Source organism: Fictibacillus sp. 23RED33, from assembly GCF_015903925.1.
GTDB lineage: Bacteria > Bacillota > Bacilli > Bacillales > Fictibacillaceae > Fictibacillus > Fictibacillus phosphorivorans.
The window spans coordinates 1252569-1277988 of sequence record NZ_JACZDX010000001.1; the positions used below are offsets into that span (position 1 = coordinate 1252569).

21 protein-coding genes are annotated in these 25420 nt (G+C 39.2%); 17 read left to right on the forward strand and 4 right to left on the reverse strand.

Annotated features, from left to right (window positions below):
- Window positions 1-116 precede the first annotated feature (116 nt).
- From IHV09_RS06565 to IHV09_RS06580, 4 genes are all read left to right on the forward strand, one after another.
- Window positions 117-1655, forward strand: a complete 1539-nt coding sequence (locus IHV09_RS06565; protein ID WP_197194374.1) for a DEAD/DEAH box helicase — start codon at window positions 117-119, stop codon at window positions 1653-1655.
- 149 nt (window positions 1656-1804) lie between these two features.
- Window positions 1805-2305, forward strand: a complete 501-nt coding sequence (locus IHV09_RS06570; RefSeq protein ID WP_197263885.1) for a metallophosphoesterase family protein — start codon at window positions 1805-1807, stop codon at window positions 2303-2305.
- Between the two features lie 67 nt (window positions 2306-2372).
- The gene (locus tag IHV09_RS06575) at window positions 2373-2921 is read left to right on the forward strand and encodes a GNAT family N-acetyltransferase (protein ID WP_197263886.1); all 549 of its coding nucleotides are present in this window, start codon (window positions 2373-2375) and stop codon (window positions 2919-2921) included.
- A 100-nt stretch (window positions 2922-3021) separates the two neighbouring features.
- Complete coding sequence (locus IHV09_RS06580) at window positions 3022-6543, forward strand: dynamin family protein (protein ID WP_197263887.1); 3522 nt, start codon at window positions 3022-3024, stop codon at window positions 6541-6543.
- Between the two features lie 154 nt (window positions 6544-6697).
- On the opposite strand, the gene IHV09_RS06585 is transcribed toward IHV09_RS06580, so the two are convergent.
- Both IHV09_RS06585 and IHV09_RS06590 read right to left on the reverse strand, forming a co-directional pair.
- Window positions 6698-8152, reverse strand: a complete 1455-nt coding sequence (locus tag IHV09_RS06585; RefSeq protein WP_197263888.1) for a UDP-N-acetylmuramoyl-L-alanyl-D-glutamate--2,6-diaminopimelate ligase — start codon at window positions 8150-8152, stop codon at window positions 6698-6700.
- A 128-nt stretch (window positions 8153-8280) separates the two neighbouring features.
- Entirely contained in the window at window positions 8281-9438 is a 1158-nt protein-coding gene (locus IHV09_RS06590) for an aminotransferase A (RefSeq protein ID WP_197263889.1), read from the reverse strand.
- A 161-nt stretch (window positions 9439-9599) separates the two neighbouring features.
- On the opposite strand from IHV09_RS06590, the gene IHV09_RS06595 reads away from it, so the two are divergent.
- Window positions 9600-10859 carry an MFS transporter gene (locus IHV09_RS06595; RefSeq protein WP_197263890.1) on the forward strand — a complete coding sequence of 420 codons (1260 nt, stop codon included), beginning with the start codon at window positions 9600-9602 and terminating at the stop codon, window positions 10857-10859.
- 59 nt (window positions 10860-10918) lie between these two features.
- On the opposite strand, the gene IHV09_RS06600 is transcribed toward IHV09_RS06595, so the two are convergent.
- Window positions 10919-11530: a cyclase family protein gene (locus IHV09_RS06600; protein ID WP_197127848.1), complete on the reverse strand. Its 612-nt coding sequence runs from the start codon at window positions 11528-11530 to the stop codon at window positions 10919-10921.
- A 3-nt stretch (window positions 11531-11533) separates the two neighbouring features.
- A complete protein-coding gene (zwf, locus tag IHV09_RS06605; protein WP_197191091.1) occupies window positions 11534-13036 on the reverse strand; it encodes a glucose-6-phosphate dehydrogenase in 1503 nt (500 codons plus the stop codon).
- A 95-nt stretch (window positions 13037-13131) separates the two neighbouring features.
- On the opposite strand from zwf, the gene IHV09_RS06610 reads away from it, so the two are divergent.
- The 12 genes from IHV09_RS06610 (at window position 13132) to gabT (ending at window position 25419) form a co-directional block, all read left to right on the forward strand.
- Window positions 13132-13971, forward strand: coding sequence for a sulfurtransferase (locus tag IHV09_RS06610; protein WP_197263891.1), 840 nt, complete (start codon window positions 13132-13134; stop codon window positions 13969-13971).
- 43 nt (window positions 13972-14014) lie between these two features.
- The gene (locus IHV09_RS06615) at window positions 14015-14845 is read left to right on the forward strand and encodes a PHP domain-containing protein (RefSeq protein ID WP_197263892.1); all 831 of its coding nucleotides are present in this window, start codon (window positions 14015-14017) and stop codon (window positions 14843-14845) included.
- A 70-nt stretch (window positions 14846-14915) separates the two neighbouring features.
- Window positions 14916-15512, forward strand: a complete 597-nt coding sequence (locus IHV09_RS06620) for a trimeric intracellular cation channel family protein (protein ID WP_197128232.1) — start codon at window positions 14916-14918, stop codon at window positions 15510-15512.
- 237 nt (window positions 15513-15749) lie between these two features.
- On the forward strand, window positions 15750-16604 hold the full coding sequence (ablB, locus tag IHV09_RS06625) for a putative beta-lysine N-acetyltransferase (RefSeq protein ID WP_197263893.1): 855 nt from the start codon (window positions 15750-15752) through the stop codon (window positions 16602-16604).
- A 46-nt stretch (window positions 16605-16650) separates the two neighbouring features.
- Window positions 16651-18057, forward strand: coding sequence for a sigma-54 interaction domain-containing protein (locus tag IHV09_RS06630; RefSeq protein WP_370568934.1), 1407 nt, complete (start codon window positions 16651-16653; stop codon window positions 18055-18057).
- A 168-nt stretch (window positions 18058-18225) separates the two neighbouring features.
- Window positions 18226-19653 (forward strand): lysine 2,3-aminomutase, encoded by a 1428-nt coding sequence (ablA, locus tag IHV09_RS06635; RefSeq protein ID WP_197127852.1) that lies wholly within the window; start codon window positions 18226-18228, stop codon window positions 19651-19653.
- Window positions 19654-19666: 13 nt separating this feature from the next.
- Window positions 19667-19939, forward strand: a complete 273-nt coding sequence (locus IHV09_RS06640; RefSeq protein ID WP_197127853.1) for a YokU family protein — start codon at window positions 19667-19669, stop codon at window positions 19937-19939.
- Between the two features lie 175 nt (window positions 19940-20114).
- Entirely contained in the window at window positions 20115-21482 is a 1368-nt protein-coding gene (locus tag IHV09_RS06645; protein WP_197263894.1) for an aspartate aminotransferase family protein, read from the forward strand.
- Window positions 21483-21496: 14 nt separating this feature from the next.
- Window positions 21497-22228 carry a CoA transferase subunit A gene (locus tag IHV09_RS06650; protein WP_197263895.1) on the forward strand — a complete coding sequence of 244 codons (732 nt, stop codon included), beginning with the start codon at window positions 21497-21499 and terminating at the stop codon, window positions 22226-22228.
- A complete protein-coding gene (locus IHV09_RS06655) occupies window positions 22171-22833 on the forward strand; it encodes a 3-oxoacid CoA-transferase subunit B (RefSeq protein WP_197127856.1) in 663 nt (220 codons plus the stop codon). The genes IHV09_RS06650 and IHV09_RS06655 overlap by 58 nt, the downstream gene beginning before the upstream one ends.
- 19 nt (window positions 22834-22852) lie before the next feature.
- On the forward strand, window positions 22853-24115 hold the full coding sequence (locus IHV09_RS06660) for a peptidase (protein WP_197263896.1): 1263 nt from the start codon (window positions 22853-22855) through the stop codon (window positions 24113-24115).
- On the forward strand, window positions 24112-25419 hold the full coding sequence (gene gabT, locus IHV09_RS06665) for a 4-aminobutyrate--2-oxoglutarate transaminase (RefSeq protein WP_197127858.1): 1308 nt from the start codon (window positions 24112-24114) through the stop codon (window positions 25417-25419). The genes IHV09_RS06660 and gabT overlap by 4 nt, the downstream gene beginning before the upstream one ends.
- Window position 25420: the final 1 nt, after the last annotated feature.

Here is a 25420-nt window from a genome sequence, read left to right on the forward strand (position 1 = left end):
GCAAATCATGATGTATTTTGAAAAAACAAATTGGCCGGCAGCTTAACATTACAAACCATGCCGGATCCACGAGGTTATCGTAAAACCTTTTTCGTCACAGAAAAGGAGATAGAACATTGACAACATTTCAAGAACTAGGACTAAGTCCTGAGTTGCTTCAATCCATTAATAATATGGGATTTGAGGAAGCAACACCGATTCAGCGTGATACCATTCCAACAGCACTTAAGGGGACTGACCTTATTGGCCAGGCACAAACAGGGACTGGTAAGACAGCTGCGTTTGGTATACCGCTAATCGAAAAAATGGATACTAGATCACGATTCGTTCAAGGAATCGTATTAGCTCCAACTCGTGAGTTAGCTGTTCAAGTAGCAGAAGAACTCAACAAAATCGGTCAATTTAAAGGAATTAAAACATTGCCGATTTATGGTGGACAATCCATTGTTCGACAAATTAAAGCATTAAAAAATGGTCCACACATCGTAGTAGGTACACCAGGACGTGTGCAAGACCACATCAATAGAAAAACATTGAAGCTTGATAGCGTTCATACAGTTGTGCTTGATGAAGCGGATGAAATGCTTAACATGGGATTCGTTGAAGATATTGAAAAGATCTTAGAAAACGTTCCTACAGAACGTCACACGATGCTTTTCTCTGCAACAATGCCTAAGCAGATTCAAAACTTGGCTGCTAAATTCATGAAGGATGTTTTGCTTATTAAAGTAAAAGCTTCTGAAATGACAGTTAAAAACATTGAGCAAGAATATGTTGAAGTAAAAGAACGTCAAAAGTTTGATGCGCTATGCCGTTTCATGGATATTCACTCTCCAGAGCTTGCGATCGTTTTCGGACGTACGAAGCGTCGTGTAGATGAATTGTCTGAAGCTTTAAGCAAACGCGGTTATTCCGCTGAAGGGATTCACGGTGACCTTCCGCAAGCAAAACGTGACAAAGTGTTACGTGCGTTTAAGAACAACACGATTGAAGTTCTTGTTGCAACTGACGTAGCTGCTCGTGGTCTTGACATCTCTGGTGTTTCTCACGTTTATAACTTCGATATTCCTCAAGATCCAGAAAGCTATGTTCACCGTATTGGACGTACTGGCCGTGCAGGAAAAACAGGTTATGCATTAACATTTATCACGCCTCGTGAAATCGATCACCTTTACACGATCGAAAAAATCACAAAGCGTAAAATGGTAAAACGTGCGATTCCTTCTGTTTCAGAAGCAATGGAAGGACAACAGCAAATCACGCTTGAAAAGCTGATGGAAGTTGTTGAGCAAGATAACTTTAACGGTTATAAGCAAACAGCAGTTGAGTTACTAGAAGAGAACGATTCTGTTACACTTTTAGCTGCAGCGCTTAAGCTTCTTACAAAAGAACCTGATATGACTCCGATCAATCTTACAGATGAGCCGCCACTATCAGTTAAAAAGAGACGTCCTAATAATCGTTTCTCTGATCGTAGACGTTCTGGAGGAGGCCCTAAAAGAGAGGGTGGAGGCGGAAGAGATAATCGCCGTTCTGGATACTCTAAAGGCGAGCGCAGTGGTTCTCGAGATGGTGGAAACCGCAGTAGCAGCGGCAGCCGTGATCAATCATATCGTTCACAAAAACGTGTTCGTGAAGATTTCAAAAACAGATAAGACTTTAGGAAGCAAGGGAGAAGTTTTCCCTTGCTTTTTTTTGTGTTGGACGAAAGCTATGATTAAATTAAAAATATAATGTTTCTATTTCACAGCAAAAAACACTGATTTCAAACTAACAGCTCATAATGAAGGGAGAATGATAGGATTTGAAAAAAATATTAATCATTTCTGATACCCACATGCCTAAAAAAGGAACGGCGTTTCCTGAACCCATTCTAGATATATTAAGGAAGCATATCGATTACATATTTCATGCTGGAGACTGGACGGCGAAATCTGTATACGAAGAACTTAAAACGTATGCACCTGTCTATGCAGTGAGAGGTAACGTAGATCAGGATAGCTGGAGTAGTACTCTTCCTGATAAAGTACTTGTAGATATTGAGAATGTGAAGGTTGCGATGGTTCATGGTCATCTTGGAAAGGGAAGATCGACACCTGAACGTGCATACAGGGAATGTCAAAGAGATGGAGCTGATCTGATCATATTTGGTCATTCCCACATTCCTTTTCATGATGAAAAAGGTGATAGTATACTTTTTAATCCCGGTTCGCCAACGGATAAAAGAAGGCAGAAACAATTCTCGTTTGGTATTGCTGAGATTGATCAATCAACCATTATACTCACTCATCATTATTTTTCCTGATGAATGACAACCTGTAAAGAAGACATAATAATACAATCACAACACAACACTTGGAGGAATAAAAATCATGCCGAATGGGGATAACTTCTTCTTTACAGCGAAAAATGGTGAAGAGATCACCTTAAGACCCGTAGAAGAAAAAGATGCAGCAGATATTACTCGACACGTAGAAGCAATCGTAAAAGCAGGTAGATATCTTCAAAAAGAGGAGCCTCATTCAGTTGAAGAAGAGGTTGAGTTTATTCTTGAGGTTAAGCGTAAGGGTAATTTGTACACAGCGGTCGAACGAAACGGAAAGGTAGTAGGGATAGCTAGAGTACTAAAAGGTGAACTTCAAATGAAAAGACATACCGGTGTCTTTAGAACTTGGATTCATCCCGAGGCTCAAGGTCTAGGAATAGGAAAAGAACTGCTGGCTCATACGTTAAGGTGGGGTGAGAAAAATAACCTACATAAGATATGGCTTACTGTTTTCTCCGGAAACGAGAAGGCAGTAAAGGTTTATGAGAAAGCCGGTTTTATTATAGAAGGGAAACAAAAAGATCAGGTGATCATAGAAGGTGAGTTTGAAGATGAATACTTCATGGCGTATTTTTTTAGATCTACTTCAAAATAAACTCAATCGGATTCCAAGAGAATAGATAATCAATGGTGAAATCGCTATCATATATATGGTAAAGTGGATAGTGATACAGTATTGAAGACAGGTGGATACGATGAAGTCAACTGAAAAAGAATTATTGATAACAGAAAAACAAAGATTGATCGGTTTATATGAAGCATTCCAAAAAATGAACAATCGAAAAGAAGAAGAACAATTAAGCAAACTATTCCTTAAAGTAGCGAAGGAAGAGTTTGCTATAGCTTTTTGCGGCCATTTTTCTGCAGGAAAATCAAGCTTGATCAATGCACTTTCTCAAACAGGAATTCTTCCATCCTCTCCAATTCCTACAAGTGCAAACATCGTCAAAATGGTCAAGGGAGAGGAAAAAGCGGTTGTTCAGCTCAAAAGTAAAGAAGTGGTTACTTTTGAGCATCCTTATGACGTAAATGAAATAAAAGAACTATGTAAAGATGCCGAACTAGTTGAGGCGATCGAGATCTATTACGGCGGTAATGAAGAGGATACAGAGAATATAGCTTACTACGACACACCAGGAATCGATTCTACAGATCCGCTCCATAAAAAAGCGACTGAAAACGTTGTCTATTTAGCTGATCTGATCTTTTATGTAATGGACTATAACCATATACTCTCTGAGACGAATATAGAATTCATCTCATCTTTGATTCAGAGAGGAAAAGATGTCCGCCTAATCGTTAACCAAATTGATAAGCATCGTGAAGAAGAGTTGAAGTTTACAGCTTTTAAAGAAAACGTTTTTGACTCTTTTCAATCTCATGGAATACCAAAAGAACATATCTTTTTCACAAGTGTTAAGAAACAAAATGTTGCCCATAATGACCTAACTGCTCTTATGGCTTATATCAAAAGAATCGAGCAAAACAAAGATGCTCTTCTATTAAAACAAGTGAATAATCAGCTTCAGCATTTTGTGCATGACTATGTAGAAAGAACAGAAGAAGGTATAGCAACTATTGATGTTGTAAGTCAGAGACTAGCTTCTTTTTATGGAGAACATGAAGATCTTTTAAAACGACTATCACAGAAAGAACAGGTTATCATCGAAAAAGAGGAAAGTGTTAAGAACCAACTTGTTAACATTTTAGAATCTGCGCAATTAATGCCCTATGAGACAAGAGAAAGCGCAGGCTTGTTTATCGAATCTGCTAAAAAAGAATTTAAAGTAGGGATTTTCTTCTCTAAACAAAAAACAGAACAAGAACGAAACGATCGAACAAAAGATTTATCAGAAAAACTACAAAAGTCGATCGATGCTCATATTAACTGGCATGCGCAAAACTATGTAAGCACTCTTCAAAAAGAAGTGGACCATAACCTCCCAGATTGGGAACCTGTTAAAGTAAATAAAGAATTGTTACATTCATTCGTTACACCAGGTCTTTCAGCTCAAGGGCAAGGTCTTTTAAACTATTGCAACAACATTTCAAATGAAGTGAAAAGACTAGCACGTCACCAGATTACAAATTGTATAAATTCTGTAAAAGCATGTTTAAATATAAAAGTTGGCCGTGAGTTATCCAACTTAAAAGAAGAGTTGAATAGGTTAGAGGATGAGATAAAAACGCTGCAGCAGGATAAAGAGATCGCGGAGAATTGGGATGAGCAAAAACATGAACTTCATGAGATGCTGTATGCTGATTTACCAGGTGATCGATCTGTATATGAATTTGAAAGAAAGTTTCTTGCTGAATATCAGCCTTTATCTATCGAGATGTTTAAGAAAAAGTTTGAAAAAGAACCAATTGATAACTTGAAGGAGCAATATGAAGAGGAACATAACATTACGTTACATTCAAGTAATGATTCTCTCTTGAAAGAAACCGAAAAATTATCAATAGCCGCTTCTATACTAAAGCCGATCAGAGGGCTTTCTCACCTAGCGTCAGAGATGGAAGAGCTGCAGAAGAGACTATATAAACGATCGTTTACGATGGTTCTCTTTGGTGCGTTTTCAGCTGGTAAATCATCGTTTGCCAACGCCTTATTCGGGGAAAGTATTCTTCCTTCCTCACCAAACCCTACGACAGCTGCAATTAATGAGATACGATGTCCAGATCGTGATCACCACCATGGTTCGATCATGATTGAGATGAAGAGTGAAAAAGAACTAAAACAAGAGCTTAACAATGTCTTAAAAATAACAGATAAAGAATTGAACGATTTATTGGATTCATCAGACAAGGAACTGGCTTCATACAAAGCAGGCTACGCATGGGCGAGAGAACATCTAGGCAATGTACTAAATAAAGAAATTTCTGAGATTGGCGAATATGCTGCAGATGAAACAAAAGCTTGTTTCATTAAAAAAATCACGATCTATTACAGCTGTCCGTTAACAGAAAAAGGTCTTGTGCTCGTTGATACACCAGGAGCTAACTCGATTCATTCTCGCCATACTGAAGTCGCGTTTGAATACATGAAGCATGCAGACATCATCATTTATCTTACGTACTTTAACCATGCATTTTCATATGCAGACCGCGAATTTTTGATCCAGTTAGGAAGAATTAAAGATACTTTTTCATCAGATAAGATGTTCTTTGCGATCAATGCTGCCGATCTAGCTGAAACGGAAGAAGACAAGAACGATGTCGTACATCATGTGAAGAGCAATCTTCTGACATTTGGTATCAGAAATCCAAGATTATTTCCGGTTTCTAGTAAAAATGAACTGATTCCTAGTAAGCGTGCAGAAAGTGGTTTTTATGCATTTTCATCTAGCTTAACTCATTACATCGAACATGAGTTAGAAAACGCAATGATCAAGAGTGCAAGATCATCTGTAAAGCACGCAAGTGCGGTCATAGAAAATATGATCAAAGAAACCGTTCAAAGAATGGAGAAAGAAGACGAGTATTTAGAGAGTCTTCAAAAGAGAGAGAACACGTTAGTTGATTTCAGTAATGATTACATTAGTATATCGAAAAAACAATTTCTGCAAGAACAAAAAGAACTTCTCTATTATATAAAACAGCGTGTATTGATTCGTTATCATGATTTTTATAAAGAGACGATCCATCCGGCTGCGGTTCAAAATTCTAAGAATGCTTTAGCTGAATGTATAAGAGAACTTCACGCAAAGATCTCACACGATTTGCACCAAGAATTTAAAGCCTGTTCATTACGATTAGATCATTGGATACAAAAAGATATGAAAGATAAAATGGAGCATCTGATCTCTAAAGCAGCTCAAGAAGGTGTGAGTTTACAGGAGAGAGATGAAACAGGAAATCAATTTAAAACACCATCCTTTTCCTTAGATTTTGAAAATAAGGATGAAACGAAACTTAAGAAATGGTTATCATATTTTAAAAATCCGAAGCAGTTCTTTGAACAAAGTGGTTCGAATGAGCTAAAAAATCATCTTGTGGATGAGATAGATCATGAAGTGGAGAATTGGTTGGTAGAAGCTGATAAAAAGCTTACCCAGCATTATGAAGATGTGTTAGTCAACACAGAAAAAGAAGCAAAGACTTACATTGTAAATCAGGTAGTTTCCTACTTTGAAGAATTGAAAAAGCCTGGCGATCTAGAGGCAAGAATTCAAGAATTAAATCAATCTTTATCAAAGTTTGAACAAATCGAAGAATAATCTTAACATGTACTCGATAGCTTCGTGGAAAGCAAGCACCTGGAACGAAGACCAACTACATCCAAATGCAACTAAGATTTCAAAAAGACTTTTAAAAAATAAGAACAGCATCCTCATTGATGAGGATGCTGTTCTTTTATAAAGATTGCTATTTTTATATGAAAGTCGGTTTGTTTAAAGTCTGATACAGCTCTACAGAAGCAAGATCAGAGGTTGAAGGATGATTGTATGTTTCTTTATACTTTTCAGGTCCTTTACCCGTTATGATTACTACTGAGTTTGCTGGAGCTTCTTTTAGAGCAAAGAATATTGCATCAGTCCGATCTCCTATGATTACAGGTTGCTGAGAAGATCTAGGGATCGCTTCTTTTGTTTCTAGAAGAAGTTGATCACGATCTATACCGTTCAAATCATCTACCGTTAAGACAGTCTTCGTACTGTACTCTAAAGAGATCTTAATCATATCAGTCCGTTTTGTTAGATCTCTGTTTCCTCTAAATCCAAATACATGATAAAGGGGTCTGTCTCCCGCTTTTTTGCTCGCTGCTTCAAGCACTTGAGAGACTCCATCAGGAGTATGCGCATAATCCACGATCACTTCTGTCCCGTTATGAAGTGTGATCTCTTCAAAGCGACCAGGGATTCCACCGAAGCTTTTTAAATATTCAACAGAGTTTTTTATAGGAATCCCATAATCTAAAGCAGCGGCGATCGCGGCAGTCGTGTTAAGGGCGTTATATTCACCTGGTAATGGTAACGAAACGGTTACCTGTAGTGTTTCATGCACAAGGTTAAAAGAATCTATTCCGACGTCTTCAATATAAAAATCATCAGACTTTCGTTTACCATAGGTCCAAATCTGCAAGTCATTTTCTGACCGCAGTTCATCCCGTAACCGCTTGCCATATTCACCTTCACTGCAGATGATGGCCGTTCCTCTATTCTTCAAATATGAAAATAATTTAGATTTACAGAGGAAATATGATTCCATCGTTCCATGATAATCAAGATGATCGTGAGTTAAATTGAGAAAGATCGCTTGATCATACGTAATCCCATCAATCCTATTCTGTTCGATCCCATGTGAACTCACTTCCATAACAACTACATCATCATTACTTTCTAAGAGCATCTTCTGCAGAGTAACAGGATCTGGTGTAGTGTGTGAACTTTTCACAATTTCAGAATTGATATAATGATATACCGTACCGAGAAGAGCGGAAGTCATACCGTGAACATGGAGGATATGCTGTAATAAAAAGGATGTTGTTGTTTTTCCGTTCGTTCCTGTAATACCCGTCATCTTATGTTTCTTATAGGGCTCTTCATAAAAGTAGGAAGCGGCTAGACTTAATAAGCGCTTCGTTTCTTCAGCGTAAATATAAACACCAGGACCGATGTTCTCATCATATTCACCAATCACAGCTGCTGCCCCATTCTCAAACGCCTCTTGTATGTACTGATGGCCATCAGCTTGAACACCTGAGATCGCAAAAAACAAGTTTCCGGGCTTAACTTTCTTAGAGTGGGATGTAATGCCGGTGATCTCTGGGTCATCCTCAATGATAGATCGTATAGATAAGTGACTTAATATAGCTTTTAACTTCACAAAAACGCATCCTTTGAATAAATTAATTTTAGTTTTTTTCTAATTTAAGTTCTTATTCAGGAACTTTAAATTAACCGTAATATGTTTATGTTAACTTATTCGAAAAAACTGCCCAGTTTGAGGGCAGTTTACGTAAGGGAATTTATAAAGTTTTCTATGCCATCCATACCTTTTTTTAACTGTTCTAGCGAAGCCGCATAGGAGATTCGTACATAACCTTCTCCCATAACTGTAAAAGCATCACCTGGTACTACAGCCACTTCTTGTTCTTGTAAAAGCTTTAAAGCAAAATCATAAGAGGAGAGTCCATATTTTTTTATCGAAATAAAGAGATAAAATGCACCATTTGGTTTTTCGAACGTTAACCCCATCTCGTGAAGTCGATCGTAACAATAATCTAACCGTTCTTTGTAAGCGTTACGCATATCGAACGCGTCATTCTTGCCTTCCGTTAATGCCCGAATCGCAGCCGCTTGAGAAATGGTTGAAGCACATGTGACATTATACTGATGAACTTTCAAAACATGCTTCATGAGATTACTTGGTCCGAAAAGCAATCCGATTCTCCAACCGGTCATGCTGTGTGACTTTGAAAGTCCGTTGATAACAAATGTTTTTTCCCGCATGCCTTCATAGTTCGCGATCGATCGATGTTCACCTTCGTATTTTAGTTCGCTATAGATCTCATCAGATATTACAAAGATTTCTTTATTAGAAAAGTAGTGAGCAAGAGCCTGTAAATCATGATCCTCTAAAACAATACCTGTCGGATTAGAAGGAGAGGGAATGATGATGGCTTTCGTCTTTTTTGTTATATGTTTTTCAATTAGTTCAGGCGTCACTTTAAAACCTGTTTGTGTTGTATCTATATAGATAGTGTTCGCACCGCAAAGGGTAATTACGGGTTCATAACCAGGATAGATGGGAGCAGGAAGAAGAACATCATCACCTTCACTTAAGATGGTTCGCAAGGTTATGTCGATTGCTTCACTCGCCCCGGCTGTGACGATTATTTCTGAAGCAGGATCATAAGTAAGAGAATATTTTTCTTGTAAGAAAGAAGAGGCAGCTTCTCTTAGCTCTATATATCCTGCGTTATGAGAATATACCGTTTGATTATTATGTATCGCTCTGATGGCTGCTTCTTTAACATGCATAGGAGTTGGAAAGTCAGGTTGTCCTAAAGTTAAAGAGATTGCGTTTGGGAACTGAGTCACTTCATTAAAGAATTTTCGAATGCCTGAAATTTGAATGTCTTTAGCTTTGCTGTTTAATAAATGTTCCACAAAAATTAACTTCCTTTCTACATTTCGCACCGATTAACAAATGAAACGTTGCCATTAGTGTAGCTTTATTTGGTTTCTAGAGTCAATGGGTGGATTTTCTTGTATGGTTTTATGACTTTTTACAATACTAAAGATGTAATAGTACGGTTTTGGAGGAAATTATGGAAGCAAAGAAAAAGTGGGACTTACTTGCACTCGCATCCATTCCCCTTGTTATGACTTTGGGGAATTCTATGCTCATACCCGTTTTGCCTGAGATCGGAAAAGAACTTAACATCAGCTCTTTTCAAGTTTCTTTAATCATTACGGTGTATTCGATCGTTGCCATCTTGTTGATTCCGATCGCTGGATATCTGTCTGACCGTTTTGGGCGTAAAAAAGTAATCATTCCTAGTCTTTTTATTGCTGGAATCGGAGGTTTGATCTGTGGCTGGGCTGCATGGCAATCCGATCATGCGTTTACTTTTATACTTATTGGAAGATTTTTTCAAGGTGTTGGTTCTTCAGGAGCTGCACCCGTCGTCCTGCCATTAGTAGGAGACATGTTTAAGGATGAAGAAGAAGTGAGTTCAGGGTTAGGGTTGATCGAAACATCCAATACTGTGGGTAAAGTATTAAGTCCTATCCTAGGGGCATTTCTTGCAACAATCGTATGGTTTTTACCGTTTTGGCTTATCCCTGTATTTTGTGTTGTTTCCATCTTGTTAGTTCTGTTCTTAGTTAAAGTACCTAAAAAGGATCAAGAAAAGCAACCATTTAAAGAATATTTAAAAAATGTAAAGAAAATTTTCCATAACGAAGGAAGATGGTTGTTTGCCATTTTTTTAATCGGTGGCATCATCATGTTTGTTCTGTTTGGTATCTTGTTTTATCTATCGACCATATTAGAAGAGAAATATGGTGTGAAGGGTGTTATGAAAGGATTAGTAATCGCTGTACCGTTATTAGCACTTTCCATAGCCTCATTTATTGCAGGAAAGAAGATCAAACAAAATAAAATCGTCATGAAGTGGTGTACGTTTATCTCTATGGCGTTGTTAGGCGGGTCAGTCTTTTTAATTACGTTTACAGAGAACGTCTATTTTCTTTTAGGTGCTCTATTTGTGGCTGGTATAGGGATTGGTGCTGCTCTACCGAGTTTAGATGCCCTTATTACAGAAGGAATTGAAAAAGAGGCAAGAGGGACGATAACCTCGATCTATAGTTCGATGAGGTTTGTTGGTGTCGCGCTCGGACCTCCCATCTATGCTATCTTGATGAAACAGTCACATGAGATTGTTTTCTACACTTCCGCAGGTGTGAGTATGGTTGGTGCGATAGCTGCATTTTTTGCTATCAAGCCAGAAAAGAAAAAGGGTGGGGGAGACGAAGAGAAAAAAGACCCTAAACCAACGCAACCATTAAAACCTGCTTTAGAATAGAAAAAGACAGTGAAAAAACAAGGGCATTGCATGAAAATATATGCAAGCCCTTGTTTTTATTATTGTTCAATGAGTACGATTCTTGCAGGTGATGCATCTAGCCCTCTTATTTTAAGAGGAGCAGCCACCATTAAATATTCACCTTCAGGAACGTCCTTTAACTGAAGTCCTTCTATAATAATGATGTTGTTTTGGAAAAGCTGTTTATGAGTTGGATGATTTTCTTGTGCTCTCTCTACACCTAAAGCATCGATTCCAACACCTGCTACACCGATTTCAGCCAATACTTTAGCCGCATCACTGTTAACGTAGATAAATTCAAAATTGAATTCTGTGTCCCAGGAATTTTTTGTTTTAAAAAGGACAAAATCATCTTTTTGAATATCTTTATCAGCCAGATCTTCAGCTGAAATGAAACCTGTGGAACTTGTAAGGTCGATTACTTTAGCTTTACGAACGAGTTTTTCGATCGGAAGGGTTTCAATCGTATCTCCACCAGGAACCATGTGCAGAGGAGCATCCACATGTGTGCCTGTATGAACATCCATAGAAATACGTGTTTCGGTTACATGACCATTTTGTGCTGTGTTGAACTCTGGTTGTTTTTCAGGCTTGTTTTTATAGACTGGCATTCCTTCAAAAATCGGTAACGAAACATCAAATATTTTCATGTACTAACATTCCTCTCTAACTTTTGTAGGTTCCCACCAAGAATGCCCATCAGCTTTTAAAAGTTCGTCTGCTTCGATGGGTCCCATGCTGCCTGATGGATAATTTGTGATCGGAGCTCCTGTTCCTTCAGCCCAAGATTTTGTGATACGGTCAATAAAATCCCAGCTGAGTGCAACTTCGTCCCAACGTGTGAAATAAGTGGAATTACCTAGAAGACAATCGTGCAGAAGCTTCTCGTATGCTTCAGGTGAATTCATTTCTGCCGTATTATTGTTGTTGTAAGTCATATCGATCGGTAAGAGATCAGGAGTATCACCTTTTGGTTTAGCATTAAGTGTAAGGCTAACACCTTCATCTGGTTGAACATGAATTCTTAATAAGTTAGGCTGATAATTTTCTGTGTTGGCATGATAGAGTGCCATCGGACCTTGTTTAAATTGAATGACGATCTCAGTAGATTTCACAGCCATGCGCTTACCTGTTCTGATGTAGAATGGGACGCCTGTCCAACGGAAATTATCAATAAATAGCTTAGCTGCTACAAATGTTTCAGTCTTAGACTCAGGGTCAACATTATCTTCGTTTAAATAACGAGGTACTTGTTTGCCATTCATCGTTCCTTCAGAATATTGTCCGCGGATCACATTCTTCTTCACTTCTTCTTCATTAAAGAAGCGGAGGGATCGAAGAACTTTTACTTTTTCGTCCCGAATATGTTCAGGTTTCAGTTCACCTGGTGGTTCCATTGCAACCATCATGACCATCTGTAGCATATGGTTTTGAACCATATCAAGTAGAGCACCCGATTTTTCATAATAAGCGGCTCGATCTTCAACACCTAATGTTTCACTCGATGTAATCTGAACAGAGTCAATATACTTGTTGTTCCAGATGGATTCAAAGATCGCATTTCCAAAACGGATCACTTGTATGTTTTGAACCATCTCTTTTCCAAGATAGTGGTCGATACGGTAAATATCATTTTCATTAAAACTTTGTTGAATCTCTTCGTTCAATTTTGTCGCAGAAGGCAAGTCATTACCGAATGGTTTTTCGATTACGATTCGTTGCCAGCCCTCAGTGTTCGTGATTCCTTCTGACTTTAAGAAAGTAGGAATCGTTCCGAAGAACCTTGGTGCCATCGCAAGATAGTACAGGCGATTTCCGTTTGTTTGATAATCTCTATCAAGTACGTTCAATAGTTCTTCGAGCTCATGATAGCTCGCTTCACTCGATACATCCATCTTTAGGTAATAAAAATGAGATGCAAACTTTTCTACGATTTGTTGATCTGCACCTTGTGCATGTTCATGAATAGCAGATATAACTTCAGTTTGAAACTCTTCGTGAGAGAATTCTTTTCTTGAAACACCAACAACAGAAAAGTTCTCTTTCATATGTCCCTTTTGATACAATTGATATAGAGCAGGGAAAAGTTTTCTGTGAGCAAGGTCACCAGTCGCTCCGAACAAAACGATGGATGCGTTAGGAATACTATGTATCATCTGTACGTCACTTCTTTCTATCTTTTTCTAATAGTTACAGCTTTCCCTAGATGTAGTTAAAATAACGAACTACTTCATAAAACAGGAGGTCAAATATGTCGAATTTCGTAAGTCCTGAATGGGTGAACCAAAAAGTAAACAGTGCTGATATCGTGATCTTTGATTGCAGATTCTCACTAGCTGAACCATTAAAGGGTTATGAACTGTATAAGAACGATCACATCGAAGGTGCCATTTATGCTGATCTTGAGCAACATCTCTCAAGCACCGTATCAACCCATGGTGGCCGGCATCCATTACCTTCCGTAAACATACTATCACAATTTTTTGGCCGTTGTGGAGTTGACGAAGAAAAAATTGTCGTCGCCTATGATGATCAATCCGGCAGCATGGCTGCAAGACTTTGGTGGATCTTGAAATACTTAGGGCACGGTAACGTATATGTCATGCAAGGCGGCTATACACACTATAAAGAAAAAGGATATGTCATCTCAAGTAAAATGCCTGTCGAAAAATCTGCACATTTTACACCAAAAGTAAGAGATGAAATGTTAAGGAATAAAGATGACGTCATTCATGAAATGAACAATAAAGATACTCTTATCATAGATGCACGAGAACCAAAACGATTTAAAGGAGAGATCGAGCCAATCGATCATAAGGCAGGGCATATACCGAATGCCATAAACATACCTTGGGAAAGTCATATACAAAAGCCCGGATGGTGGAAAAGCCGACAAGAACTAGAAGCGAAGTATAGTGGAATGAATGAAAGCAAACCTGTTGTAGTATATTGTGGTTCTGGTGTAACGGCCTGCGTCAACATACTGGCTATGGATGAAGCGGGAATCGCGAATAAAGCTTTATATGCTGGCAGTTGGAGTGATTGGATCAGCTATGATGAGAATCCAATAATAAAAGAAATCACTAAATAAAATTTCACGTACCATAATTAAATAATGTTTTTAGGAGATGAAAATGAAACAAAGCGACTTACATACCCATACCACTGCATCTGACGGGACCTTTACTCCTGCTTCAAATATTAGGCGAGCGGTTGAAAAGGGTCTTGGCGCGATAGCAATCACAGATCATGATACAGTCAATGGAATTCATGAAGCGATGATAGAAGCCAAGAAGCATGAAGGTTTTACTTGTATTCCAGGTATTGAGATAAGTACTTTATACGAAGGTCAAGATATTCATATGTTAGGCTATTTTATTGACTATGAAGATGATGACTTTTTAAAAGCATTAAGCAAGCTCACTTCTGTCAGAGATAAAAGAAATAGAATGATCCTTGAAAATTTAAACAACCTTGGAATCCCTGTAAAGGAATCTGAGTTAGAAGCGAAAAGACATGGCAAAGGAAATGTAGGAAGAGGACACATTGCAGAGATTCTAATGGAAAAAGGGATCGTAAAATCTCTCCCTGAAGCTTTTGAAAAGTATTTAGGAAAGGGAAAACCTGCTTACGCTTCAACTGACCGCATCTCTCCGATCGAAGCGATCCAAATGATCAAGAAAGCTAAGGGAGTTCCTGTACTAGCTCATCCTGGCATTTACGGAGCAGATGAACTCATTCCAATCTTAAGTGAGAACGGCTTGGTTGGACTTGAGTATAATCACCCTGATCATACGAGAAAGCAAGTTGCCTTTTATGAAGATCTAGCAGATAAACACTCCTTAATAAAAACAGCAGGTAGTGATTTTCATGGGTTCCGTAACGGAGAAGTTTTTCATGGAGACCTTGGCAGCTGTTCTGTCCCGATCAGCACGATAGATGTTTTAAGAAGTTTTAGAAAATAATGCTTGCCAGTCGGCCGAGAACCTTATAAGATTCAATACGGAACATATTGATTGGAGAGGAAGAAAGGGTTTGACTTGGGATTTATTAAACATCATTGGAACGATCGCATTTGCCATTTCAGGTGCATTAGTTGCAATGGAAGAAGATTATGATATTCTAGGCGTATTTATTTTAGGGCTAGTCACGGCATTTGGTGGAGGAATATTGCGTAATGTATTGATCGGTCTCCCTGTAGATTCGATTTGGGAGCAAGGGCTTCTTTTAAAATCTGCACTTGCCTCTATGGGGATCGTATTCTTTATGCCAGAGAGCATGATTCAATTTTCAAAGAGGAGCCTTCACTTTTTTGATGCAATCGGCCTTTCAGCATTTGCGATTCAAGGTGCGATCGCTGCTTCAAGCATGAATCATCCTATAAGTGCGGTTATCGTTGCCGCAATCTTAACAGGTATTGGCGGTGGAATGATTCGTGACGTGTTGGCTGGTCGAAAGCCGGTCGTATTGCGTGAAGAAATATATGCAGTATGGGCCTTATTAGGCGGTTTAGTCGTTGGCCTTAACATAGTGAACAGCACAGTGGAATATATGATTCTCTTTGTTTCTTTAGTTATATTTAGAATGTTGTCACTCAAACTGAATTGGAGACTTCCACATAGAGCTTTGTGATTTGATTTTATGGTTTTTTCTAAAAGAATGAATCAGCAAGAGGCTCACAGCACGCCCTATGGGATGCGAGCAATTGTGAACGGAAATCAACTCCTGTCAAAGCATCAAATATACGAAAACAACCTAAATTTAATAGCCTTTGATCTTAACCACCCTATAGAGAGGGTGGTTTTTTGTGCAGGAATTTAAGCATATACTATGGAAATTATGAAACAGGAAGTTATAGGAGGGGAAACAATGAAGACTACATATTACGAAAACAGAAAAATCAAAGAGACTCATTTTATCGCAGATATATGTTTTGATTATTATAGCGAACGGTTAAGAGCAGATGATTATCGAGGTAACGTAACTCTATTTGCAGAATGGCTTGAAGAAGAATCGCAAAAGAATAATTTTCATAAAATCATTGTAAAATCCAAAGTAGATGATGTCTCTTATTGGCAGGAGCTTGGCTATGTGAATGAAGGTGAGTTTAAAGGTTACTTTAATGGTGGATCAGCATTCGCAATGTGCAAATACTTAAAAAAAGAAAGAAGAAACAGTGAGTACTGGGTGGACGAAGATCGCATTTTAAGTGATGTCATAAAGATACCAAAAGGGGCAACAAATCTTCCTTTACCGAGCAACTATTTGTTAAGGATGGCTGACATTCAGGATGCAATGTCCCTAGCAGAGCTTTATGGAGAAGTGTTTGAAGTGTATCCAACACCTATGAACGATGCAGAGTATGTAAGGAAGATGATCGAATCAGGCACTCTTTTTTGTGTAATTGAGCATGAAAAAAGAATCATCAGTGCTGCTTCTGCAGATGTGAACGAAACGTATAACAACGCGGAGATAACAGATTGTGCAACAACACCCGAGCACCGAAAGTTTGGTCTTATGAAGCATTTGATCGATCAGCTTGAAAAAGAGTTGTTTCAAAGAAACATCTATTGTTCTTATTCGATCGCTAGAGCGCTATCTTTTGGAATGAATGCTGTGTTTCATCAAAAAAGCTATGTATATAAAGGAAGGCTCGCGAACAACTGTAAGATTTTTGATAAATACGAGGATATGAACATTTGGGTAAAGGATTTATCAGTATGAGTGCCGAATTTTAGGCATAAGTGACAAAAATTAAGCACTCTTGGTGGTGATCACTTTGATATCTAAATCATTAGAAACGGCAGAAACTCTAAATGCTATTTTAAAGACGATTGATGAAGGAATTCATGTCGTGGATGCAGATGGAATAACTATTTTTTATAATTCAGTAGCGGCTTCATTAGATGGATTAACAACAGATGAGGTTCATCATCATCATGTACTTGATGCGTTTCCATCTCTAACAAAGGAAACGAGCACACTTCTCAAAGTAATAGAAACAGGTAAACCCATCTATAATGAACATCAATCCTACACGAATCGCAAAGGTAAACAGATCGATACGGTGAATTCTACGCTGCCACTTTGGTTGAATGGAGAACTGGTCGGGGCTGTAGAGGTAGCGAAAGATCTATCGAAAATAAAAGTGCTTTCTGAACAGCTGATCGATCTGCAAAAAAAGATGAAAGTTAAGAAAAAAACAAATAAAGATCAACCTTTTGCTGCTTATCATTTTTCTGATATCATCACGAACGATTCCGAGCTAAAAGAGGTTAAACTACAATGTAACCAAGCTTCTCAAACCAACTCGCCGATCATGTTATTTGGAGAAACAGGTACAGGTAAAGAGATGTTTGTTCAAGCAATACACAATTCTTCTCAACGTGCTTCCCATCCTTTTGTCGTTCAAAACTGCGCTGCGATTCCGGGGCCACTGCTTGAAGGGATCTTATTCGGTACGACTAAAGGCAGCTTTACAGGTGCCATTGATCGGCCAGGAGTGTTTGAGTTGGCAGATGGAGGCACTTTATTCTTAGATGAACTCAATTCGATGCCTGTTGAACTACAAGCTAAGCTCTTGAGGGTCGTTCAAGAAGGAGTAGTAGAGCGAATAGGAAGTCATGTTTCTCGAAGCGTCGATGTTAGGATTATTTCTGCGTTAAACGAACGACCTGACGTTTGTATGGATAAAGGAAAGCTGCGAAGGGACCTTTATTATCGATTGAATGTTGTTTATTTTGAACTCCCACCTTTAAGGGATAGAAAAAGAGATATTGCTTACTTAGTGAATTATTTTATCAACCACTTTAATCTTAAGTTCGGCAAAAAGGTAAGAGGGTTCACACCTGAAGCTGAAAAGCTCATACAACGTTATTCCTGGCCAGGTAATGTTCGAGAACTCAAACATGCGATTGAGCACTGTATGAATTTTGCTGAAGATGATTCATTAATCGAGGCTTCATTACTTCCGAAACATGTAACGATCAATAATGAACCTGAAGTAGCAATAAGACAAGAATTAACAACCATACCTTCATTGAGACAGGCGCTAGGAGATTATGAGAAACAAATCATTGAGATGGCACTCCAACATACTTCTGGCAATATTCTTCAAGCTGCAAAAATTCTAGGAGTACCGAGACAAACCCTGCAATATAAAATAAAACAAAAATGAACTGCCGAATTTTCGGCAGTTCATTTTTGTTTTATTCCTCTCAATTAAAGGCCCACATTGAAAGGAGTATGCATAAACTATAGTATTAATCGTTATATTCTGAAATTTCTGTAACTTGGCACGCTTCTTGCATGAAACAATAGTGTAGAAATAAAGGAGGTCATTAGAATGCCTGTAGTGAATGGATTATTCAAACCGAAGAAACATTGGAGTGAATTTGAATTATGGAAAGATGTCACAGAAGAGCAATGGAATGATTGGCTGTGGCAGCTTACTAACACCATCAGAAATTTAAAAGATCTTAAGAGCATCATTAACTTGACGCCTGAAGAAGAAGAAGGCGTCAAAATTTCCACGATGACAATACCTTTAAACATTACACCTTATTATGCATGGCTCATGGACCAAGATGACCCTAGATGTCCGATTCGTATGCAGTCCGTTCCGATCGGTAAGGAAATCTTAAAGACGAAATACGACTTGGAAGATCCTTTGCACGAAGATGAAGATTCGCCTGTTCCAGGTCTTACACATCGCTATCCTGACCGTGTTCTTTTTCTTGTAACGAATCAGTGCTCCATGTATTGCCGTTATTGTACGAGAAGACGTTTTTCTGGGCAGATCGGTATGGGTGTACCAAAGAAACAATTGGATGCAGCCATTAATTATATTAGAAATAATCCACAAGTTAGAGATTGTTTGATCTCAGGCGGCGACGGATTATTAATTAATGACAACATCTTAGAATATATATTAAAGAACTTAAGAGAAATTCCTCATCTAGAGATCATTAGGATTGGCACACGTGCTCCGGTGGTTTTTCCGCAAAGAATTACAGAGAATTTATGCAACATCTTAAAGAAGTATCACCCGGTTTGGTTAAACACGCATTTTAACACCTCTATCGAGATTACGGAAGAGTCTAAAAGAGCGTGTGAAATGCTCGCGAATGCTGGGGTCCCTGTAGGCAATCAATCTGTTATTCTCGCAGGGATCAATGATAGTGTTCCTATCATGAAAAAGCTGATGCATGATCTCGTTAAGATTAGAGTCAGACCATACTATATCTATCAATGTGATCTATCTGAAGGTATCGGACATTTCCGTGCACCTGTTTCAAAAGGTTTAGAGATTATTGAAGGTTTGCGAGGTCATACGTCTGGTTATGCTGTTCCGACGTTCGTGGTAGATGCTCCTGGAGGCGGAGGGAAAATAGCTGTTCAGCCAAACTATCTTATCTCTCAATCACCAGAAAAAGTAGTGCTACGTAACTTTGAAGGAGTGATTACCTCTTATCCTGAGCCTCAAAACTATCAAGCTGGCAGAGCGGATGCTTATTTCAATGAAGTGATGGGAACAGATCACATCAAACCTGCGATTGGAGTTTCGGCGCTCATGAGCGATGAAGCGTTCAACCTCGTTCCTAAAGGATTAAAACGCCTTGAACGAAGAGAAAATTATGATACGAATCCGGAGCATAGTTCATTAAAAGATAAGCGTGATAAACGTGATGAATTGAAAGAGAAAAAATATAAGTTTGAACAGACAAAAGACGAAGGAATTTCAGCTACTACTGAAGAACAAAGAAATGCATAGAGAGGAGGATAACATGAAGTGCTTATGGTGTGAGAGTGAAGAAGCAGAGCAGGCAGGATTAACAGGGTATTGGGAACTGCCGGATGGTTCAAGAGCCGTTCAAATAACTGTAATCCCTTCTGTATCCTGTTCTTCTTGTGGTATGGAATATCAAGAGGATCATATTGTAGATGAGATTGAAGATCAACTCATGTTAATAGATACAAAGAAGATAGATTCAAAGATTTCCTATTCAGAATTAATGAGCATACCGAGGTTTTTAAAGAAAAATTATTTTAAGTTGTAACATCAGTAGAGTAAGGAAATATCTTTTTTATATGGTTGTTTTCGCAAACTTTGTTGCTATTGGAAGTGTTGCTTTCCGTTTCAGGCTGCTCGCTAAACTTTTTGATAGAGACAGTGAAAATAGCTATAAATAAAGATATTTCCTTTTTAACCTTCATGAGGAAGGAGCCTTTTTTATGAGAAAATCACATCTCATCAAACCGGTTCTAGGAAGCGATTATCCTGTAATTAGTCACGGCAAAGGAATCTATTTATACGATAAAGACGGTAAGCAATATATTGATGGATCGTCAGGTGCAATCACATGTAATATCGGTCACGGTGTTCATGAAGTTGCAGAAGCAATGTGGAATCAAGCAAATCATGTATCATTCGTATACCGTTCGCAGTTTACGAGTGAATCAGCAGAACATCTAGCAGAAAAACTCGCACATTATGCACCAGGAGATTTGAATTCAGTGTTCTTTGTAAATAGTGGATCAGAAGCAACCGAGACAGCACTAAAGGTTGCTATTCAGTATTTTCAAGAACAAGGAAACATGACGAAAACAAAAATCATATCAAGATGGACCAGTTATCATGGAATCACACTCGGCGCACTATCAATGTCTGGTCACAAATTAAGACGACAACGATTCACATCATTGCTTGAAGATTTCCCTGCTGCGCATCCACCTTATTGTTATCAGTGTCCACTAAAAGAGACGTATCCTAGTTGTGGTGTGAAATGTGCAGATGATTTGGAAACATCGATTCAAGCCATTGGTCCAGATCAAATCGCTGCATTTATCGCAGAACCGATCATCGGTGCATCTGGAGGAGCGATCGTTCCACCAGACGAGTACTTCGGAAAAATAAGAGAAATCTGTGACAAATATAATATTTTAATGATCGCTGATGAAGTGATGACAGGCATGGGACGTACGGGGAAAATGTTTGCGATGGATCATTGGAATGTAACTCCTGACATTATTGCGATAGGAAAAGGCATGAGTGCAGGCTATACACCGATGGCGGCAACCATCGTGTCAGACCGTATTATGAACGTCATCGAATCGGGAAGTAAAGTTATTATGAGCGGACACACGTTTAGCGCAAATCCACAATCAGCTGCGGTTTGCCTTGCTGTTATCGATTATATGGAAAGAAATAGACTTCAGGAAAATGCAGAAGCTATGGGCCAATATCTGATTAATCATCTGCAACGTCTTCAGTGGAAGTACCCGTTAATCGGTGATGTAAGAGGCAAGGGTTTATTATGTGGCATTGAATTTGTTAAGGATCCGATCACAAGAGAACCTTTTGAGATCACTTCAAAAGTTACAGACCGGCTATTATCCATCTGTTTTGACAACGGACTGCTCGTTTACCCGGCAGTAGGTGGAGTAACAGGGTTTTCAGGAGACTCTATTTTAATCTCCCCACCATTGAACGTTACGAAGGAACAGATTACAGATATCATGGAGATCCTAGATCAATCCATCGGAGAACTGACCAAAGAGCTTATTACAGAAGGTTTATATATTACTGAAGCGACCAGTTGAAAGAGGTGTTGTGAATGGCCAAAGGTGTAGATAAACAAATTACACTTGAAAGTGCTTCTGCCTATTTTCGTAATGGCATGTCACTAATGGTCGGTGGTTTTGGAGGAGTAGGTGCTCCTCCTACACTTGTTAATCTGATATTGGAAAAGAATATTAACGATATCTTTCTTATTAGTAACGATACAGGTTTTCCTTGGATCGGACCCGGTAAGCTGATTACGGAAAAAAGGGTGAAGAAATTAATCGCCTCTCATATAGGCTCAAATCCTGAAGCGGGTAAACAGATGCAAGAAGGTTCATTAGAAGTGCAATTTGTTCCGCAGGGCACTCTCGCTGAAAAAATAAGAGCTGGTGGTATGGGGCTTGGCGGAATATTGGTCGATGTTGGTCTTGGAACGGTTGTTGAAGTGAATAAAGAGAAAGTTATTGTAAACAACAAAGAATATATGATCGAACCCGCTTTAATTGCAGATGTGTCGATCGTATATGCAAAAAAAGCCGATCGGTATGGAAACCTTATCTATGATAAGAGTGCGAGAAATACGAATCCACTCGTGGCTACAGCCGGACAGATAACGATTGCAGAAGTAGAAGAGATCGTGCCGGTAGGCTCCCTTGACCCGGAAGAGATCGTCACGCCAGGTGTCTTTATTGACTATATCATTCAGAGTAAAGGAGTGGACTGGAAATGGGTCTGGGAATTGAAACAAGGCACAGGATCGCAAGAAGGGCAGCCCTCGAAATAAGTTATGGAATGATCGTTAATCTTGGCATCGGTATTCCCACTCTCGTTGCAGATTATATTGAAAATGACCTACATATCATGCTGCACACAGAGAACGGTATCTTAGGTATGGGTGGGTCACCAGAAGCAGGCAGTGAGGATGGTAACTTATCCAATGCAGGGGGATATCCCGTTTCCATTCACCCAGGTGCCTCTTATTTTGATAGCGCTACTGCGTTTGGAATCATTAGAAAAGGATTGCTTGATGTGACGATACTAGGAGCTCTAGAAGTAAGTGAACGTGGTGATATTGCCAATTGGATCGTACCAGGAAAGCGGGTTCCTGGAATGGGTGGTGCGATCGATCTTGCCCAAAAAGCAAAGAAAGTCATCATCTTAATGAACCACACCGATAAGTATGGAAATCCTAAGATTGTGAGAAACTGTTCACTTCCGCTTACTGTCAAGGAAGGCGCAGACATGATCATCACAGAGAAAGCAGTTTTTCATTGTGAAGATGGAAAGCTAGTTCTTCGTGAGATCATGAGTCCTTATACGTTAGAGGATGTTATCCAGACAACAGGTGCTTCTATCGTTGTAGATGAACACATTTCTGTTTTCCAATGAGAAGTTAGGGAGGTAAAACATGTTAGTTAAAGAAAAACTCTCAAACTGGTTGATGAACGAACAAGAAAACGCGATTCATTTTTTACAAAAGACGGTTCAAGAAGCGAGCACGACTGGAAATGAAACGGGTGTACAAAAATTGATCGCAAAAAAACTTGAGGAAATTGGACTCGAGGTGGATATGTGGTATCCGGACGGTGAAGAATTAGCGAGCCATCCTAATTTTTGTGCTAGCCGGACAGATTTCAGTACAAGTCCTAACGTTGTTGGGATCTGGCGGGGAAAAGGAAACGGGCGTTCACTTGTTCTAAACGGTCATGTTGATGTCGTCCCAGAAGGTGATCTGAACCAATGGAACGACCATCCTTACAGTGGGAAAATAATAGATGGCAAACTTTACGGCAGAGGTTCAACAGATATGAAAGGTGGAAACCTCTCTCTTTTACTAGCTATTCAAGCACTTAAAGAAACCGGGATCCAATTACAAGGCGATTTATTTTTTCAAAGTGTAATAGAAGAAGAGAGTGGCGGTGCAGGTACGCTTGCTGCGGTACTACGCGGGTACAAAGCAGACGCAGCTATTATTCCAGAACCTACTAATATGAAGATCTTTCCTGCTCAACAAGGTTCTATGTGGTTCCGGTTAACCGTGAAAGGGAAAGCAGCACACGGCGGAACTCGTTATGAAGGAGTTAGTGCTATCGAAAAAGCGGTAATCGTATTAGATGCTATTAAACAATTGGAAATCATCAGAAATGATAGAGTAACAGATCCTCTATACAAGGATATTCCTATCCCCGTCCCGATTAATGTAGGGAAGATCTCAGGAGGTAACTGGCCATCATCCGTTCCAGATACAGTTGAAGTTGAAGGAAGGATTGGCGTTGCTCCTAATGAAACATTGGAAGAAGTAAAAAACGAACTTCAGAGCTATCTATCCAATCTTTCTGATCCGTGGCTAGAAGAGCATAAGATCTCTGTTGAATGGTTCGGTGCACAGTGGCTGCCAGGATTGATAGAAACTCATCATCCCCTCATAAACATGCTCTCAAAGAATTATGAAGATGTAGTTGGAGATCAACCCATTATCGAAGCGTCCCCATGGGGAACGGATGGTGGCTTATTATCTCATGTCGGCGACACTCCGGCGATCGTGTTCGGGCCAGGCGTTACTTCGGTCGCCCATTATCCGAACGAATATATTGAGATTTCAAAGATCATGGAAGCAGCTGAAATCATAGCTTTAACAATCTATGACTGGTGTGGAGGCGAGAATGGATGAAGAAATCAGAAGAGCTATTAAAACGAAAAGAATTAAACGTCCCAAGGGGTCCTTTTAATACGGTCTTAAATTTTGTGGATCATGCTAGCGGAAGTATGATGGTTGATGTTGATGGTAACGAATATATCGATTTTGCTGGAGCGATCGGAACGTTAAACGTCGGTCATTGTCCGCCTAGAGTAGTGGAAGCCCTAAAAAACCAAATAGAAAAATACATCCATCCATGTTTTCACGTGATGATGTACGAACCTTACGTTCAGCTAGCAGAAAAACTAAACGAAATCACACCAGGAGACCATCATAAAAAAACGTTCTTTTTGAACAGTGGTGCAGAAGCTGTAGAAAACGCGGTTAAAATCGCAAGAAAATATACGGGCAGAAAAGCCATCATCTCATTCGAACGGGGATTTCACGGCAGGACGTTGCTCGCCATGTCTTTAACAAGCAAAGTAAAACCATATAAGTTTGAGTTTGGACCTTTTGCGCCAGAAACATATAAGATGCCCTACCCATATTATTACCGAGAAGACCGTAACGTTGAAGAAACCGATAAAGCGATCTTAAAGAAATTCGAAGACTTTTTCTTAGGAGAGGTTCCACCTGAGGAAATTGCAGCGATCATCTTTGAACCCGTTCAAGGTGAAGGAGGATTCGTTATTCCTTCTAAAACGTTCGTTAAAGGTCTTCGCGAGATTTGTGATAAATACAATATCCTGTTAATCGCCGATGAGATACAGACTGGATTTGGCCGTACAGGAAAAATGTTTGCGATGGAACACTTTGATGTTGTCCCAGATCTCATGACCTTGTCAAAATCGATAGCGGCTGGCCTGCCGATCTCAGCTGTAACAGGCAGAGCGGAAATCATGGATGCACCAGCTCCTGGTGAGATCGGGGGTACCTATGGAGGAAGCCCATTAGGATGCGTTGCTGCGTTAGAGGTCATCTCCATGATTGAAGAAGAAGGATTGTTGACAAGAGCAAATCAGATTGGTGAAATGATCACCAATACCTTTTCAAAATGGAGAGACCAATACGAATTTATCGGTGATGTCAGAGGTATAGGAGCCATGTGTGCGCTCGAAATCGTCAAAGATAAAGTGACGAAAACCCCCGACCCAGATCGTGCGAAAAAAATCATTGCACTTTGTAACCAAAATGGTGTAGCCATTATGGGGGCTGGCCTTTACAGTAACGTTATCCGTATTCTTTCTCCACTTGTAATCTCTGATGAACAGCTTCTTAAAGGTTTGAACGTGATTGAGAAACAGCTCGCAAAGGTAAGTGAAATGGTATCGTCATAAA

What these genes read in the sequence shown, in the direction of transcription:
- IHV09_RS06575 (WP_197263886.1), top strand. Translation starts at nt 2,373, where the DNA reads ATGCCGAATGGGGATAACTTCTTCTTTACAGCGAAAAATGGTGAAGAG.
- IHV09_RS06580 (WP_197263887.1), top strand. Translation starts at nt 3,022, where the DNA reads ATGAAGTCAACTGAAAAAGAATTATTGATAACAGAAAAACAAAGATTG.
- IHV09_RS06595 (WP_197263890.1), top strand. Translation starts at nt 9,600, where the DNA reads ATGGAAGCAAAGAAAAAGTGGGACTTACTTGCACTCGCATCCATTCCC.
- IHV09_RS06600 (WP_197127848.1), bottom strand. Translation starts at nt 11,530, where the DNA reads ATGAAAATATTTGATGTTTCGTTACCGATTTTTGAAGGAATGCCAGTC.
- zwf (WP_197191091.1), bottom strand. Translation starts at nt 13,036, where the DNA reads ATGATACATAGTATTCCTAACGCATCCATCGTTTTGTTCGGAGCGACT.
- IHV09_RS06610 (WP_197263891.1), top strand. Translation starts at nt 13,132, where the DNA reads ATGTCGAATTTCGTAAGTCCTGAATGGGTGAACCAAAAAGTAAACAGT.
- IHV09_RS06615 (WP_197263892.1), top strand. Translation starts at nt 14,015, where the DNA reads ATGAAACAAAGCGACTTACATACCCATACCACTGCATCTGACGGGACC.
- ablB (WP_197263893.1), top strand. Translation starts at nt 15,750, where the DNA reads ATGAAGACTACATATTACGAAAACAGAAAAATCAAAGAGACTCATTTT.
- ablA (WP_197127852.1), top strand. Translation starts at nt 18,226, where the DNA reads ATGCCTGTAGTGAATGGATTATTCAAACCGAAGAAACATTGGAGTGAA.
- IHV09_RS06640 (WP_197127853.1), top strand. Translation starts at nt 19,667, where the DNA reads ATGAAGTGCTTATGGTGTGAGAGTGAAGAAGCAGAGCAGGCAGGATTA.
- IHV09_RS06645 (WP_197263894.1), top strand. Translation starts at nt 20,115, where the DNA reads ATGAGAAAATCACATCTCATCAAACCGGTTCTAGGAAGCGATTATCCT.
- IHV09_RS06650 (WP_197263895.1), top strand. Translation starts at nt 21,497, where the DNA reads ATGGCCAAAGGTGTAGATAAACAAATTACACTTGAAAGTGCTTCTGCC.
- IHV09_RS06655 (WP_197127856.1), top strand. Translation starts at nt 22,171, where the DNA reads ATGGGTCTGGGAATTGAAACAAGGCACAGGATCGCAAGAAGGGCAGCC.
- IHV09_RS06660 (WP_197263896.1), top strand. Translation starts at nt 22,853, where the DNA reads ATGTTAGTTAAAGAAAAACTCTCAAACTGGTTGATGAACGAACAAGAA.
- gabT (WP_197127858.1), top strand. Translation starts at nt 24,112, where the DNA reads ATGAAGAAATCAGAAGAGCTATTAAAACGAAAAGAATTAAACGTCCCA.